We start from the raw sequence: 14,341 nt of genomic DNA on the forward strand, positions 1-14,341 counted from the left end.
CAGAGGTGGGCTGGACCGTTCGATTCACAGCACACAGCAAACAGGCTTGGCTTCCCGGACGGGAGGCCAAGAGGCTTGGCTTCCCGGACGGGAGGCCAAGCCTGTATTCATTCATGGAGAGTCTAGCCTTGTTTGGGCTGGAAAGAGCTCTTCAGGGAAACCACCAGATTGAATACCAGATGCTCCGGTGATGAATATTTGCTGTCTACATTAAAGTAACCATGGCGGAAGAATTGGAACTTGTCCTGCGGCACGCTGTCCTTCAGGCCCGGTTCGACGAAGCCCTGAATGATCTCGATCGATTTCGGGTTAAGCTGATCAAGGAAGGTAGGCTCCGGCTTGCCTTCAGCAGCTTCCAGACCTTCGATTTCGGCCTCGGTCTCAGCTTCTTCTGCGGAGATCAGCGGCTCATAGAGACGGAATTCTGCCGGTACCGCCTGGCTCGCATCTACCCAGTGCAGCGTTCCCTTGACCTTGCGTCCGGTGAATCCGCTGCCGCTCTTCGTTTCAGGATCATAGGTGCAGTGCAGCTCAATAACTTCTCCGTTCTCATCCTTGATGAACTCGTTGCACTTGATGAAGTAAGCATTCTTGAGCCGGACCTCGTTGCCGGGGAACAGGCGGAAATACTTATTCGGCGGAATCTCCATGAAGTCATCGCGTTCAATATAGATTTCCCGGGAGAACGGAATCTGGCGGTTACCCATTTCCGGGTTCTCCACATTGTTCTCAATCTCGAAATACTCGGTTTCGCCCTCTGGATAATTCGTAATAACTACCTTCAGCGGCCGCAGTACAGCCATGGTCCGGGGTACCGTCAGCTTGAGGTCTTCACGGATGAAATGCTCCAGCATCTGCAGGTCTACGAGGCCCTGGCTCTTGGAAATGCCGGTCTCATGCACGAAGCTGCGGATCGCTTCCGGGGTATACCCGCGGCGGCGCAGTCCTGATATCGTCGGCATGCGGGGATCATCCCAGCCGTCGACATGGCCTTCATCCACCAGTAGCTTCAGCTTGCGCTTACTGGTAACGGTCTGAGCCAGATTAAGGCGCCCGAATTCATATTGATGCGGCGCAGCCGGCATCTCGCATTCCGCTACAACCCAGTCATAGAACGGGCGCTGGTCCTCGAACTCCAGCGAACAGAGTGAATGGGTAACATGCTCGATGGCATCTTCGAGCGGATGCGCGAAGGTATACATCGGGTAGATGCACCATTCATCGCCGGTATTGTGGTGATGAGAGTGAGAGATACGGTAAATGACCGGATCGCGCAAATTGATATTCGGAGAGGACATATCGATTTTGGCGCGCAGCACCTTCTCGCCGTCCTTGAATTCGCCTGCCCGCATGCGGTGGAACAAGTCCAGGTTCTCATCGATACCGCGTTCACGGTAAGGACTGTTCTGTCCCGGCTCCGTCAGCGTTCCCCGGAATTCACGGATCTGCTCTGCCGTGAGATCATCGACATAAGCTTTGCCCTTCTTAATCAGCAGTTCGGCCCGCTCATACATCTCCCCGAAATAATCCGAGGCGAAACGCAGCTCTTCCCATTCGTATCCGAGCCACTTCACATCTTCCTGAATGGAGTTCACATACTCCGTGTCTTCCTTGACCGGATTGGTGTCATCGAATCTCAGATGGGTCTTGCCGCCGAATTCATCAGCCAGTGTAAAGTTAATCCAGATCGCCTTGGCATGTCCGATATGTAAATAACCGTTCGGCTCCGGCGGAAAGCGGGTGACCACTTCCTTAACCTTGCCCGAGCGGAGATCTTCGGTAATGACGTTCTTAATGAAATTGGAGGGTGTACCCTGGTTCTCCACAATGATCAACCTTTCGTTCTGTATTATTACTACTTCCTTGTATAAACATGTTTCCTATTAATATACCCGTTAGGCAGGGAATGTTCAATAAAAGTTAAACAGAAACGGCATTCCTGTCCCTGATGTACAACGTATCTGTCCCGGTGAAACTAAGGCGCCTTTAAGATCCCGCAGCGATAAAACTGCATCTTTGACTTCTCTCCCGGCGATAGAGTAGCATGGATCATATAGGATTACCGAGAAGAGGAGGGTACCCATGAAACCGATCAAACTGCCCAAAGAGCAGCGGGAATTGATCACCGAGAATATCCGCGCATACTTCGAAGCCGAACGCGGGGAAACGATTGGCCATCTGGCAGCAGATAGTCTGCTGGAGTTCTTCCTGAACGAGCTTGGGCCGGCTGTCTACAACGGGGCACTGAGTGACTGCCGGACACTGGCCTCACAGCGCATGCAGGCGCTGGAGGAAGATATCTACGCTCTGGAGTGGAAAAAGCGCTAGGGCAGAAGCTTATACCTTACGCCGCAGAGGGGGAAGCCGCATGTTTAATTATGTCATTGATGAAGAGCTGAAACTGAAGCTGCTTATGCCGGAGCATGCCCGCCATATGTACGCCCTGGTGGAGCGCTCACGCCACCGGCTCAGGCAGTGGCTGCCTTGGGTGGACGGCGTAGCCGAGCAGGCCCACCTGACTACTTTCATCAAGAATGCCGTGAAGCAGGGCAGTGACAATGGCGGCTTCACGGCCGGACTATGGGTCCGGGAGGAGTTGGCCGGGATCATCGGTTACCACGAGATTGACTGGCATAACCGGTCTGTCGGTATCGGCTACTGGCTGGGTGAAGGCTATGAAGGCAACGGCTACATGACCAGCGCCTGCCGGGTATTCGTGGATTATGCCCTGCTGGAGCTGGAGCTCAACCGTGTAGAGATCCGCTGCGCCACGGGTAACACGGCAAGCAGGGCCATTCCCGAGCGGCTCGGATTCATCTTCGAAGGCGTGATCCGCGAGGCCGAGAAGCTGCCCGCAGGTTATGTGAACCACGCAGTCTACGGTCTGCTGCGCAGCGAATGGAAGCTGCTGGGCTGACAGCAAGGCAGCAGCAGGCAGCATGTTATTATGCGCACTTATACGCAGCATAAGCCAGAACCCCCGGAGGCATAACATAAGCCCCGGGGGTTCTGGCGTACCGTCTTCCATGTTATTGCTCCGGTCTAGTTCTCCGCTGCCGCAAGCCAGCCCCGGAATTTCTCCCGGATGCCGGCTGTGAGGCTGTCCAGCCCGGCTAGCTCGGCTAGTCCGGTCTTATCCTTGCGCCCGTGCTCCATCGAGTACAGCACCTGCTTCACAGGGAAATGGCCCGCTCCGCTCTCCCGCTTAATAATCCGGTCACCGGATGCAATCCTGCCTTCACGCAGCACGCGGAAATAGAACCCGCTGTAACCGGTGGACAGCACCCGCGCAGGCATATCCGCCGGTCCATGCTTCTGCGAGAGCTTGAAGCAGGGGAAGCGCGGCTGGCTTACCTGCAGCAGTGCCGTACCAATCTCAAAGACATCCCCGATGCACACCTCGGTCTCCAGAAGTCCGCTCACTGTGATATTCTCACCGAATGCGGAGTAGTCCAGCTTCCGGCCAAGCAGCTCTTCCCAGTAGGCATAATGCTCAACCGGATAGACGCAGACGGCCTTGTCGGGGCCCCCGTGGTTTACCAGATCCGCTTGCCCGTCCCCGTCGAAACCTTCAGCATGAAGCTCCAGCGGGCCGGTGACCGGCAGCTTGTAGATGCCCGTTTCCAGCGGTTTGCCGCGGTAATCCACGGTCTTCGGCTTGCCTACATTAAGTGAGACGACTTCCATCTTGATTCCTCCTAGTCCAGCATGCAGCTCATGAATACCTCATCTACATATCTTCCGCCCAGATAGAACTCCTCCCGCAGCCGTCCCTCCTCCTCGAATCCGCATTTGCGGTAGAACGAGAGTGCCGGTGTATTGCAGGAGAGCACACGCAGGCGCAGCTTACGGATTCCATTCTCTGCGGCATGGCGCTTGATCTCTGCGATCAGCCGGCTGCCTACACCCAGGCGCTGGAAGCGCGGATGTACGGCAATATTAACCTCGCATACATGGCGGTTGCTCTCCATTCCGCTGGGACAGCCGAAGCCGACATACCCGCATAGCTCCCCGTCCTGCAAGGCTACAAGCTGGGAGCCGGGCGGTGCATGCAGCAGATAATCCTCCCGGGAGCGCCACATCAGCGGACCGGGTGTTGTCTCCTCTGTCCAGATCATATTATCGAGAATGATCAGCTCACGGGCATCCCTGATTTCAGAGGGACGGATGGTGAAAGCCGAATCCCTGTTTAGTTGTTGCATAGCTTCTACACCCCTTGCCTTGCTAAGCAGATAATAAAAGGATTAGTTACAGCGCAGCCGTTTATACAGTATTGCCCCGGAGCTTCACGGTCCCGCGGTTAACGTAGGCATGGACCGCGAAGAATCCCACGGACAGAACCGCCATCCCGCAGGCCAGCCAGCCTGTCGGCGCAAGGCCGCCTCTGTCGAATTGAATCCCCATCAGATACGGGCCGATAACCCGGCCGACCGCGCCGATACCGCCGCTAAGCCCGAGATAGAAGGGCGCACTGCGCTGGGCATGCTCCGAGATGAAGGATGGCATGGCCGGAGAGATCAGCATCTCACCCAGTGTAGCCAGCACCATCGCCAGCAGCATGCCCGGGTAGCTCGGCATGAACAGTATGACCGCATACCCGCCCAGATAGAATACGGCGCTTGCTGTCATCTGCGCAGTAGAAGTCCCTGCGAACCAGCGTTTGATCAGACTGACCAGCGGCTGCGCGGCAAAGATAAGTACGCCGTTCAGCGTCCAGAGGAAGCCGTATAACTGCTTCGACCAGCCTTCTGAAATAATAAACGGCGATACTCCGGTATTCCAGATCGAATTGCCGATCAGCAGAAACATCGAACCAATAGCCATGTACAGATAAATCCGCGTATGCCCCAGCAGCTTCCAGCCTGAGGCTTCCCCCTGCGGGTGTTTCTTCTGTATTTTCTCATGGGACGGCGACGGTGCTGTCCCCACCCTGCGCAGATAGACAAAGAAGAATCCGGCAAACACTGCCGAAGTTACACCGTTCAGCACAAAGCTCAGCATATAATTGCCCAGGAATCCGCTCAGTGCGGTACCCAGTGCTACCCCGATATTGTTCGAGACATAGACGATATTGAACAGCTCTCCGCGCTGCTCCGCGAACCGAAAACCGATAAAGGCCTGAATAGCCGGGAGAGACAGGGAGTTGAACAAACCCATCAGGCCCATAACTATAATGAATATACTCCAGCTGCCGCTTGCCCACGGAAGAGCAAACAGGGTCAGCGCGTTCATGGCCAGTGCTCCGACAATCAGGCGGTTTACCCCTACCTTGTGATACAAAGATCCGCCCAGCAATTGCCCGGCAATCCCCCCGAGGGATTGGACCAGCAGAACAATTCCCGCATCTTTCATACTGCGTCCCAGCTCATCAAATACATACATCGTAACCAGCGGCCACATTAGCGCACTGCCGGTTGCATTAATGAGACTGGCAATCAAGAACACTTTGACTTCCTTCGGATAGGCCTGCAAAAATCTCATAACTTGTCTTTCATCCCCTGTAACATAGGTGTCATTAATCCATCCAGTATCATCTGAAAACAGGATGAAGGGCAAGTTCTTGCGTTAATGCTTTATCGCATAGCATCATTGAATTCACTGTTGCGAAATTCCAAATCACTTCCCGCCTGCCGTGCTATTTATATTCTATAACCGCATCTTCTGCACGTAAAGAAAATAGGTGGATATGACCTGATTCGTTCCCCGCAGGCCGGGGTAATAGTGCATATGAAACACTCCCTATTTATTCGCCGTGAATCCGATTTCGTTCCCCCGAGTCGGATATGCACGGCGAATTTTGTTTTGCCCTGAAGTTATTCCAGGCAGAGTCCGGGGTTACAAGTAGAAACGGCTACGCCGTCCTTAAGAGGACGGTATCCGTTTCAGCGAGAAATAGAAGGATAAGTTATCGTGTGAAACATATAAATTCTTATATTTACAAAAAACACTCCCTGTCTCTCTGCGATTCCCAATACGCCGTCCTTAAGAGGACGGTATCCGTTTCAGCGAGAAATAGAAGGATAAGTTATCGTGTGAAACATATAAATTCTTATATTTACAAAAAACACTCCCTGTCTCTCTGCGATTCCCAAAAAACAGGGTGCCGAGAAGCCAGGAAGTGCTTGGGCCAAACTATTGAACATGCCGGTCATCACCGGCGGATTTTGAATTAAGCGTGTTTCTTCACACCTGCAGCGGAGATTCCTTCAACAGCCGTTACAGCTGCCGGCTCCTTACGCAGGTAAGCCATCCAGTAAGCCGCTGCGACGAAGATCGCGCCGCCCGTAAGATTGCCCAGCCATACCGGGGCAAAGTTGGCGAAATACTGCGCCCACGTGAAATGTCCTTCGAAGATGGCAGCAGGGATAAGGAACATGTTAGCTACAACGTGCTGGAAGCCGATGGCTACAAACGCCATTGTCGGGAACCAGATACCGAGGATTTTTCCGCTGAAATTATCTGCTCCATAGGAGAGCCACACTGCCAGCGCCACGAGCCAGTTACAGCCGATCCCGGAGATAAAGGCCTGCAGGAAGGTCGCATCAATCTTGTGCTCAGCCATACTTACCAGCTTCTCCAGATACACCCCGTCCGATGTAAGGCCAACGACATGACCGAAGAAATAAGCAACGAACAAGGCACCTGCCAGGTTGCTGAGTGTAATCAGCACCAGGTTCTTAATCACTTCCCAGAACGAAATCTTCTTCGCAATAAAAGCAAGCGGCACCGCCATCATGTTGCCTGTCAGCAGCTCGCCTCCGGCAAGCAGCACCAGTATCAGCCCTACCGGGAATACCGCAGCTCCGATGAAGTTAGCGATGGACCCCCACTCTGCAGGCGCACCGGCAATGACACGAATATCCAGCAAAAATCCGAGCGCGATAAACGCTCCTCCCAGGAAACCAAGAATAAGTACAGTGCTGAGCGGATTGTGCGCTTTCTTGACTCCGTTCTCTACCGTTACTTCGGCGATCCCCTGCGGTTTGTTATAAGCCATGATTCCTATCCCCTTCTAATTACTTAAAATTTGTTCCTTTATGCCATTGTAACGTGATCACAATCACATTAACGTGATAAAAATCACTCTCAGAAAACCTAAGTGAAAGTTTTCACTGACATGTCAAATTTACCATAAAAGGTTAGGCGGCGGAATATTTTTCTCATTCGGACCCGGAATTAATAGTTAAAACCACAAAAAAAAGGAGCCCTTGCGGGCCCCGGCGAAATCAGGGGGTTTAGATGTGTACTGGTTCTTTAACGGCAACTGTCTTGGGTAGTGCCTGAAGTCCTGCAGTGTTCAGGAAGTTCCAAGGCTTGTTGTAATGCGGCTGGAAGAAGAAATCAATGAAGGCCAGCTGATCCACGGTCATTTTATTCTGAATACAAACCGATACGGTATTGATCGACTGCGTCAGATCCATCTTGGACATAATCTGTGCCCCAAGAATGCGGCGGGTCGCACGTTCGAATACGACTTTTACCTGAACCTGCTCGAATGTCGGCATAAACTCCGGACGGTAGTTGTCAATCAGCATTACACTTTCAGCATCCATACCCTCGGCTTTGGCGGCCTCCTCTGTAAGTCCGGTACCGGCAATATTGTCTTCATAAATCTTGATGCCTGATGTTCCCTGCGTGCCCATATAAGGAATCGTGTTCGAGACCAGATTGCGGGCTACCAGTGTCCCCATGCGTACAGCGTTCGTAGCGAGCGGGATATAGGCATGTTTACCGGTCGGGTTGTAATGAATCGCACAGCTGTCACCAGCGGCATATACATCCGGCAGGCTGGTCTGCATGTAATCGTTGACCATAATAGCGCCGTTCGGAAGCATATCGACTTGACCCTTGAGCAGCTCTGTATTCGGACGGAAGCCGATGCAGAGAATGACCAGGTCGGTTTCATGCTCTCCCTTGCTTGTAATGACCTTAGTCACTTTGCCGTTCTCTCCGGCGAATGCTGCAACCTTCTCTCCAAGCGCAAGCTTGATGCCGTGCTCTTCAAGAGATTGTTGAATCGGAGCCGTAAATTCCTCATCCAGATATTTGCTCAGAATGCGGTCTTCCCCGTCGATCAGGGTAACTTCCTTGCCGTTCATCTGAAAAGCTTCAACCAGCTCAACGCCGATATATCCGGCTCCGACTACTGTAATTCTTGTCACCTTCTGCGCTTGTTCAATAATGGTGTTGGAGTGATTATAATTCTTCGAGAGCAGAATCCCCTCCAGCTCTATACCTTCCAGCTTAGGCACAATCGGCCATGAGCCTGTTGTCATAATTAGCTTATCGTACGTATCTTCAAATTCTTCACCTGTAGCGAGGTTGCGGGCCTTCAATGTTTTGCGGGCGGTATCCACATTCGTCACTTCATGGCGCATCTTCGTTTGCACACCCAGTGCTGCAAGCTGTTCCGGGGAAGAATAGAACAATCCCTGCGGGTCCTTGACGACTCCCCCTACGTAAAGCGCAATGCCGCAAGACAAGAACGATATGTTATCGTTGCGCTCGTAAACCGTAATCTGGGCATCCGGGTACAGCTGTGCGGTATTAACAATTGCGGCGGTTCCGGCGTGTGTACATCCAATGACTGCTACTTTCATGATTTCTTCCTCCTCCAATTTACAAGCCTGTTTCTCTGTAGTTGTGATTAATTTCACTTTATACACTGATTATATTGTGATATTTATCACATTACAAGTGCTTTTGTGAATTTCCTCACATTGTTCACAATTTCAATTTTTAATTATCTACACGAGTTTCTTTTCTTCTTGCATTAGCTTCCCCCGCCAGTAGGACATTATGTCTGTCAGCAGCAGGAAGCAGCGTTAGGATGTGGAACTGTATAAATTCTAATCTTTACAGCAAAAAAGCCCCACTTCACCGCAAACCTTCTGCGGAACAAGTGAGGCTCTATCGAATGGATGGCTGCCGCCTTCCTGCAGCCAAAAAACCTTTTATTCCAAACCGGAAATCACACCATCTTCATCGACCAGCAGCCCTTCTGCAGCCGGTTTGGCGGGTAGGCCCGGCATCGTGACAATGTTCCCTGTGATGACTACAGCAAATCCTGCGCCAAGGGACAGCGTAATGTCCCGGACACCCATGGTGAAGCCTTCCGGTGCTCCAAGCAGCCTCGGCTGATCAGAGAAGGAATATGGCGTTTTGGCCATACAGACCTGAAGCTGGTGCAAGCCCAGCCTGTCAATAACAGCCAGACTGCGTTTGGCTGCCGGAGAGAAGGCCACTTCTGCGCCATGGTAGATTTCGGTGACGATTTTATTGATTTTGGACGGGATGTCCAGGTTGTCTTCATACAGCGGCGCGAACTTTACGGCCTCTTCCCGGTCCAGCAGCTTCTTCAGCTCCTGCGCCAGTTCCTGCCCGCCTGCGCTTCCTTCAGCCCATACCTTGGATACCGCAGCGGGCACACCCAGCCGGCGGCAGGCCTCCAGCACATCGTTAATCTCCGCCGGGGCATCCCCTTCAAAGTGATTGAGGGCAACGAGTACAGGCACACCGAATTTGCCAAGATTCTCAATATGGCGCTCCATATTGGACAATCCGGAGAGCAGCGCTGCCCGGTTGCCGGCATACAGCTCCTCCTTGCGGACGCCTCCGTTATATTTCAGTGATTTCACTGTAACCACCAGCACTGCGGCTGAAGGGGTCAGGCCGGCCTGGCGGCATTTAATATCCATGAACTTCTCGGCACCAAGATCTGCGCCAAAGCCCGCTTCAGTCACTACCACGTCTCCCAGCTTCAGGGCGTACCGGGTTCCGATTACACTGCTGCAGCCGTGGGCAATATTGGCAAAGGGTCCGCCATGCACAATCACGGGCGTGCCTTCAAGCGTCTGCACCAGATTAGGCTTGACCGCTTCCTTGAGCAGTGCAGTCATTGCTTCAACGGCTCCGATGTCCTTCGCGGTTATTGGCTGTCCCAATTGGTCATATCCAACCAGCATCCGGCTCAGCCGTTTTTTCAGATCCGCGAGGTCATTGCAGAGGCACAGCACAGCCATAATCTCAGACGCCGTCGTGATCTGGAAGCCGCTCTCCCGCACCGTCCCGTTGCCGTCGCCAAGACCGGTCACAATATTCCGCAGGCTGCGGTCATTCATATCCATCACACGCTTCCAGACCATCCGCTGCGGGTCCAGGTTCAAGGCGTTGCCCTGAAAAATATGATTATCGATCATCGCGGAGAGCAGGTTATGCGCGGAGGTCACCGCATGGATATCCCCGGTGAAATGCAGATTAATCTCGTCTGCCGGAACAATCTGCGCCTTGCCTCCGCCGGTTGCACCGCCCTTCATGCCCAGGCAGGGTCCAAGCGAAGGTTCACGCAATGCCGCTACTGTCTTGATCCCCGCCGCATTCAGCGCCTGGGATAATCCGATGGTCGTCAAGGTTTTGCCTTCACCCGCCGGTGTAGGGTTAACTGCCGTAACCAGGACCAGCTTGCCGTCCGGTTTATGCTTCAGCTCCGCCCACAGGGACGGCGACAGTTTGCTTTTATATTTACCGTACAACTCCAGATGCTCTTCATTGATCCCTGCTGCCGATGCTACCTCTGTTATTAACCTCATGCCTTTATGAAACCCTCCTGCCGTTATTATCCTGCATCCCATAATTCTTTATGCAATCTCCGTAGATGAGTGAAACATTCCTCTTCAAAGGATACAGTGTCTCTGAAAAGATTCAAGGATAATTTTCATACGGGGGGATACTTCCGTCTCTACAGCCAAGCAGAAACGGCTTGCTTAGATATCAAAAAAACTCCCGGAAAGGGTGCGCGTGCACCCCAATCCGGGAGCGGACTATTTTGTGACAGCTATCCTTACTTACTTCAGCAGCGATTCAATAAGGTCCTTCATGCTCTCCGGTGATTCCTTCGGCTCCACACGCGCCACCACATTGCCGCTGCGGTCTACCAGAAACTTCGTGAAGTTCCACTGGATATCGCTGCTCTCCCCGTCACCCGGCTGCTGGCCCTTCAAATATTGAAACAGCAGGCTTGCCTCCGGCCCATTCACATCTACCTTGGCAAACACCGGGAAAGTAACGCCGTAATTGATCTGGCAGAAGGCTTCCGCTTCCTCACTTGTACCCGGCTCCTGGCCGGCAAACTGGTTGCAGGGGAACCCCAGCACAACAAGCCCTTGATCTCCGTATTGTTCGTACAGCTTCTGCAAATCTCCGTATTGCGGGGTAAGCCCGCACTTGCTGGCCGTATTGGCGATCAGCAGCACCTTGCCCTCATAGTCCTTAAACGGCACTTCTGTACCCGAAGGTGTGACTCCGGCAAAACTATAGATCGACATCCTGCTTCGCTTCCTTTCGGCTGTATGTTCGTATTTATCTGGCGGCTTATAGAGTCCATGCCCATATGCAACTTATGCAGCTTATGCATCACTGCGAGCATTCCTCTTTATTTTATCCTATTGGCAGCGTGATACAAAATTTCAGGCTCCGATTGCGGTGCGGGTGGCAGCTGCAGGGATAATCGTTAAGTGAGCAGCCCATTTGGGGCCACATTGTACTCGGTTTTTCGCATACATTGGGCTCGTTTACCTTCGCAGTGACACATTGTACTCGGTTTTTCGCATACATTGGGCTGTTTACCTTCGCAGTGACACATTGTACTCGGTTTTTCGCATACATTGGGCTCGTTTACCTTCGCAGTGACACATTGTACTCGGTTTTTCAAGTACATTGGGCTCGTTTACCTTCGCAGTGACCCATTGTACTCGGTTTTTCGCATACATTGGGCTCGTTTACCTTCTCAGTGACACATTATACTCGGTTTTTCAAGTACATTGGGCTCGTTTACCTTTGCAGTGACACATTGTACTCGGTTTTTCGCATACATTGGGCTCGTTTACCTTCGCAGTAACACATTGTACTCGGTTCTTCAAGTACATTGGGCTCGTTTACCTTTGCAGTGACACATTGTACTCGGTTTTTCGCATACATTGGGCTCGTTTACCTTCGCAGCCAGCCCACTTCGGGCAAATTCAAGGGTATTTATGCTCTTCATTTCCCCATCCAACGTGTCCTAGAAAAGCTACCCTCTTCGCGTCAGCCCACAGGCTTCAGCAATAAGCCGGAGGGATGTCAGCTTATCCTCAAAGTTGTGAATATGTGATGAAATCATCAGCTCCCCGCATCGATATTCTTCCGACAGCGCCTGCAATTGCTCTCTGACTTCACTCGGCGACCCTACGACCATCCGCTTACGGTTATCCTTAATGGAGAACCTGTCATAAGGTGTATATGTATAATTCATAGCAGTTTCTACAGAAGGAGTGACGGTGGAGAGATGCTCTTTCTCCAGTAACACCAGCGACAGATCCATGCTGGCGGCCAGGCGGTCCGCTTCCTCAGAGGTCCCGGCACAGACGGCAAAAACTGCCACCAGCGATTGTGGTGTTGCAGCAGCACGGGATGGAGCGAAGCTGTCCGCATACTCCCGCACCGCTTCCGCTCCACCGTTCCCGTTGATAAACCGGGCGAAGGCATATCCGGTCCCCAGCCGGGCGGAGAGCGCCGCACTGGCACTGCTTGAACCCAGCAGCCAGATTTCCGGCGCTGTACTCACGGCAGGTGTAGCCTGCAGTCCGGCATAGCGGTGCGGAGGTTCCGCATCCCCAGTCTCATCAGAATCATGCAGATAAGCAATGAGTTCCTTAAGCTGCTGCTCATAACGTTCTATATCCTCAGGATTCACGCGGTTATCCTGCAGCGCCCTGGCGGACAGCGCACCGCCGCCTGCTGCTCTGCCCACACCCAGATCGATCCGCCCGGGATACAAGGCTTCCAGGACGCGGAAGTTCTCGGCGACCTTGTAAGCACTGTAATGCGGGAGCAGCACAGCTCCTGAGCCGATGCGGATCTCCGAAGTTACAGCAGCCAGATGAGACATCAGCACCTCCGGACTGGAGCCGGCCAGTCCGGGCGCCGCGTGATGCTCTGCAACCCAGAAGCGGTGATACCCGAGTCGCTCAGCTTCGCGGGCCAGCAATACTGTCTGGGCCAATGCCTCCGCAGGCGAGCTCCCTTCAGACACCGGCGATTGATCCAGAATGCTTAATTTCATATAGGAGAGCTCCAATGGGTTTGAATTTTCAACTTCGGCGGAAACATCTATATTGGTCCAGTCCATTATATCACCGGATATATCACCGAATATATCACCGAGTCAGTCAGTCTGAGCATCCGTCAGCATTACAGACTATAGGCAGATACAAGGCAGAAGGAGGGGCCGCAGATGCAGAAACAACGGGCACTGGCCTCTTCAAGGCGGCACCCGTTGTCTGCTGCTGCTTAATGCTGTACCATCTTCACCAGCATATGCGCCAGCCGGTGGCGCTCTTCTTTGTTTCCGGCCTTCCACAGTTCCAGCAGCAGCTTCTCCTCACTGTTGCGGGGCTCTTCGTACGCCGCCAGATAATCGGCGATTTTCTCGGCAGCCACAGCCAGCTGCTCATCGCTGAGCCCGATTTTCTGCGCCAGGTGGATGCGCTTTCCCAAGTAGCTTTTGAAATCCTCGAAATTGTTCAGGATCATTTCCTTCTGCCCCGGCTCAATCCGGTCCAGCGCATCGTTCACCCGGTGCATCGTCACACTTCCGTCCTTGCTCACCACATGATTATGTTCAGACATTCAGAACACCTCCCATTTATTAGTGTGCGGTTTCCCACTAATTAACCAGAGGTCCCGTAGGTGAACCAAACGATGGCCGCCGAAGGATATAGGAGGATTGATCATCATCCCGTGGGCACAACCGCTTTCCTGCGCAGACAGAAACTTTCAGCACTCTCCCGGCCCGGGCTGCTAGTGACGCGGACTGAGAATCGCTTATTCGGGCAGAGTGGCCGTATTTGCAGATCAAGCGGACTCAGAATCCCTTATATGTCCGCAGATCCTCATTTCAGGCAAAAATACATACGATAACGGAATCTCAGTCCGCTTCGGCGCCAATATGATGATTAATGGTGAAATAGGTGCTTCTCAGTCCGCTTGCGTCAGGCTCAGCAATCCAACTATATAAACCGCAATGTAGCAACAACCCTACAAGCTACCATTCAGCCGCTGTGGGACTGGAGGAATACATCAATCCCATAAACTTGATTCGTTGTCGGCAGAATGAGACTCTTAGGAAGCACTGTAGACATAAATGTTGTACGTTTTGCAACTTTGATTCCTTGATAGCAGGGTGTTCGGGCGAATTGTTGTATAAAATACAAGAATAATCCTGATAAACCCCTTGAACACAGTGAAATCCTGCCTTTTTATACGAAAATAAACGTAGGCTTTAGTAGGCATGAGCTTAGCATGT

The 14,341-nt window shown here is 52.6% G+C and carries 12 protein-coding genes; 2 read left to right on the plus strand and 10 right to left on the minus strand.

What is annotated here, in order from left to right:
* Nucleotides 1-122: 122 nt before the first annotated feature.
* Complete coding sequence (locus tag QW71_RS31910) at nucleotides 123-1,835, minus strand: glutamine--tRNA ligase/YqeY domain fusion protein (RefSeq protein ID WP_083442817.1); 1,713 nt, start codon at nucleotides 1,833-1,835, stop codon at nucleotides 123-125.
* A 247-nt stretch (nucleotides 1,836-2,082) separates the two neighbouring features.
* Between QW71_RS31910 and QW71_RS31915 the strand changes: the two genes are divergently transcribed.
* Together QW71_RS31915 and QW71_RS31920 are read left to right on the plus strand one after the other, a co-directional pair.
* Nucleotides 2,083-2,328 (plus strand): DUF2164 domain-containing protein, encoded by a 246-nt coding sequence (locus tag QW71_RS31915; RefSeq protein WP_039309139.1) that lies wholly within the window; start codon nucleotides 2,083-2,085, stop codon nucleotides 2,326-2,328.
* 40 nt (nucleotides 2,329-2,368) lie between these two features.
* Nucleotides 2,369-2,917, plus strand: a complete 549-nt coding sequence (locus tag QW71_RS31920; protein WP_039309141.1) for a GNAT family N-acetyltransferase — start codon at nucleotides 2,369-2,371, stop codon at nucleotides 2,915-2,917.
* Nucleotides 2,918-3,042: 125 nt separating this feature from the next.
* On the opposite strand, the gene QW71_RS31925 is transcribed toward QW71_RS31920, so the two are convergent.
* The 9 genes from QW71_RS31925 to QW71_RS31965 form a co-directional block, all read right to left on the minus strand.
* Nucleotides 3,043-3,687: an MOSC domain-containing protein gene (locus QW71_RS31925; RefSeq protein ID WP_039309143.1), complete on the minus strand. Its 645-nt coding sequence runs from the start codon at nucleotides 3,685-3,687 to the stop codon at nucleotides 3,043-3,045.
* Nucleotides 3,688-3,698: 11 nt separating this feature from the next.
* On the minus strand, nucleotides 3,699-4,202 hold the full coding sequence (locus QW71_RS31930) for a GNAT family N-acetyltransferase (protein ID WP_039309145.1): 504 nt from the start codon (nucleotides 4,200-4,202) through the stop codon (nucleotides 3,699-3,701).
* A gap of 61 nt (nucleotides 4,203-4,263) precedes the next feature.
* On the minus strand, nucleotides 4,264-5,481 hold the full coding sequence (locus tag QW71_RS31935) for an MFS transporter (RefSeq protein ID WP_039309148.1): 1,218 nt from the start codon (nucleotides 5,479-5,481) through the stop codon (nucleotides 4,264-4,266).
* A gap of 688 nt (nucleotides 5,482-6,169) precedes the next feature.
* Complete coding sequence (locus QW71_RS31940; RefSeq protein ID WP_039309150.1) at nucleotides 6,170-6,997, minus strand: formate/nitrite transporter family protein; 828 nt, start codon at nucleotides 6,995-6,997, stop codon at nucleotides 6,170-6,172.
* A 238-nt stretch (nucleotides 6,998-7,235) separates the two neighbouring features.
* Nucleotides 7,236-8,600 carry an FAD-dependent oxidoreductase gene (locus QW71_RS31945; protein ID WP_039309153.1) on the minus strand — a complete coding sequence of 455 codons (1,365 nt, stop codon included), beginning with the start codon at nucleotides 8,598-8,600 and terminating at the stop codon, nucleotides 7,236-7,238.
* Between the two features lie 354 nt (nucleotides 8,601-8,954).
* Entirely contained in the window at nucleotides 8,955-10,589 is a 1,635-nt protein-coding gene (locus QW71_RS31950; protein WP_039309156.1) for a formate--tetrahydrofolate ligase, read from the minus strand.
* A gap of 255 nt (nucleotides 10,590-10,844) precedes the next feature.
* The gene (locus QW71_RS31955) at nucleotides 10,845-11,324 is read right to left on the minus strand and encodes a glutathione peroxidase (protein ID WP_039309160.1); all 480 of its coding nucleotides are present in this window, start codon (nucleotides 11,322-11,324) and stop codon (nucleotides 10,845-10,847) included.
* Between the two features lie 743 nt (nucleotides 11,325-12,067).
* A complete protein-coding gene (locus QW71_RS31960) occupies nucleotides 12,068-13,099 on the minus strand; it encodes an LLM class flavin-dependent oxidoreductase (RefSeq protein WP_039309163.1) in 1,032 nt (343 codons plus the stop codon).
* A gap of 227 nt (nucleotides 13,100-13,326) precedes the next feature.
* Nucleotides 13,327-13,665, minus strand: a complete 339-nt coding sequence (locus QW71_RS31965) for a DUF3243 domain-containing protein (RefSeq protein ID WP_039309166.1) — start codon at nucleotides 13,663-13,665, stop codon at nucleotides 13,327-13,329.
* Nucleotides 13,666-14,341 lie beyond the last annotated feature (676 nt).

It is taken from the genome of Paenibacillus sp. IHB B 3415 (assembly GCF_000802655.2).
Lineage (GTDB): Bacteria > Bacillota > Bacilli > Paenibacillales > Paenibacillaceae > Paenibacillus_AQ > Paenibacillus_AQ phytohabitans.

Bases quoted from the DNA above. Each gene is read 5' to 3' on its own strand.
- QW71_RS31960 (WP_039309163.1), bottom strand. From the start codon at position 13,099: ATGAAATTAAGCATTCTGGATCAATCGCCGGTGTCTGAAGGGAGCTCG.
- QW71_RS31965 (WP_039309166.1), bottom strand. From the start codon at position 13,665: ATGTCTGAACATAATCATGTGGTGAGCAAGGACGGAAGTGTGACGATG.
- QW71_RS31920 (WP_039309141.1), top strand. From the start codon at position 2,369: ATGTTTAATTATGTCATTGATGAAGAGCTGAAACTGAAGCTGCTTATG.
- QW71_RS31940 (WP_039309150.1), bottom strand. From the start codon at position 6,997: ATGGCTTATAACAAACCGCAGGGGATCGCCGAAGTAACGGTAGAGAAC.
- QW71_RS31955 (WP_039309160.1), bottom strand. From the start codon at position 11,324: ATGTCGATCTATAGTTTTGCCGGAGTCACACCTTCGGGTACAGAAGTG.
- QW71_RS31915 (WP_039309139.1), top strand. From the start codon at position 2,083: ATGAAACCGATCAAACTGCCCAAAGAGCAGCGGGAATTGATCACCGAG.
- QW71_RS31925 (WP_039309143.1), bottom strand. From the start codon at position 3,687: ATGGAAGTCGTCTCACTTAATGTAGGCAAGCCGAAGACCGTGGATTAC.
- QW71_RS31945 (WP_039309153.1), bottom strand. From the start codon at position 8,600: ATGAAAGTAGCAGTCATTGGATGTACACACGCCGGAACCGCCGCAATT.
- QW71_RS31930 (WP_039309145.1), bottom strand. From the start codon at position 4,202: ATGCAACAACTAAACAGGGATTCGGCTTTCACCATCCGTCCCTCTGAA.
- QW71_RS31950 (WP_039309156.1), bottom strand. From the start codon at position 10,589: ATGAGGTTAATAACAGAGGTAGCATCGGCAGCAGGGATCAATGAAGAG.
- QW71_RS31935 (WP_039309148.1), bottom strand. From the start codon at position 5,481: ATGAGATTTTTGCAGGCCTATCCGAAGGAAGTCAAAGTGTTCTTGATT.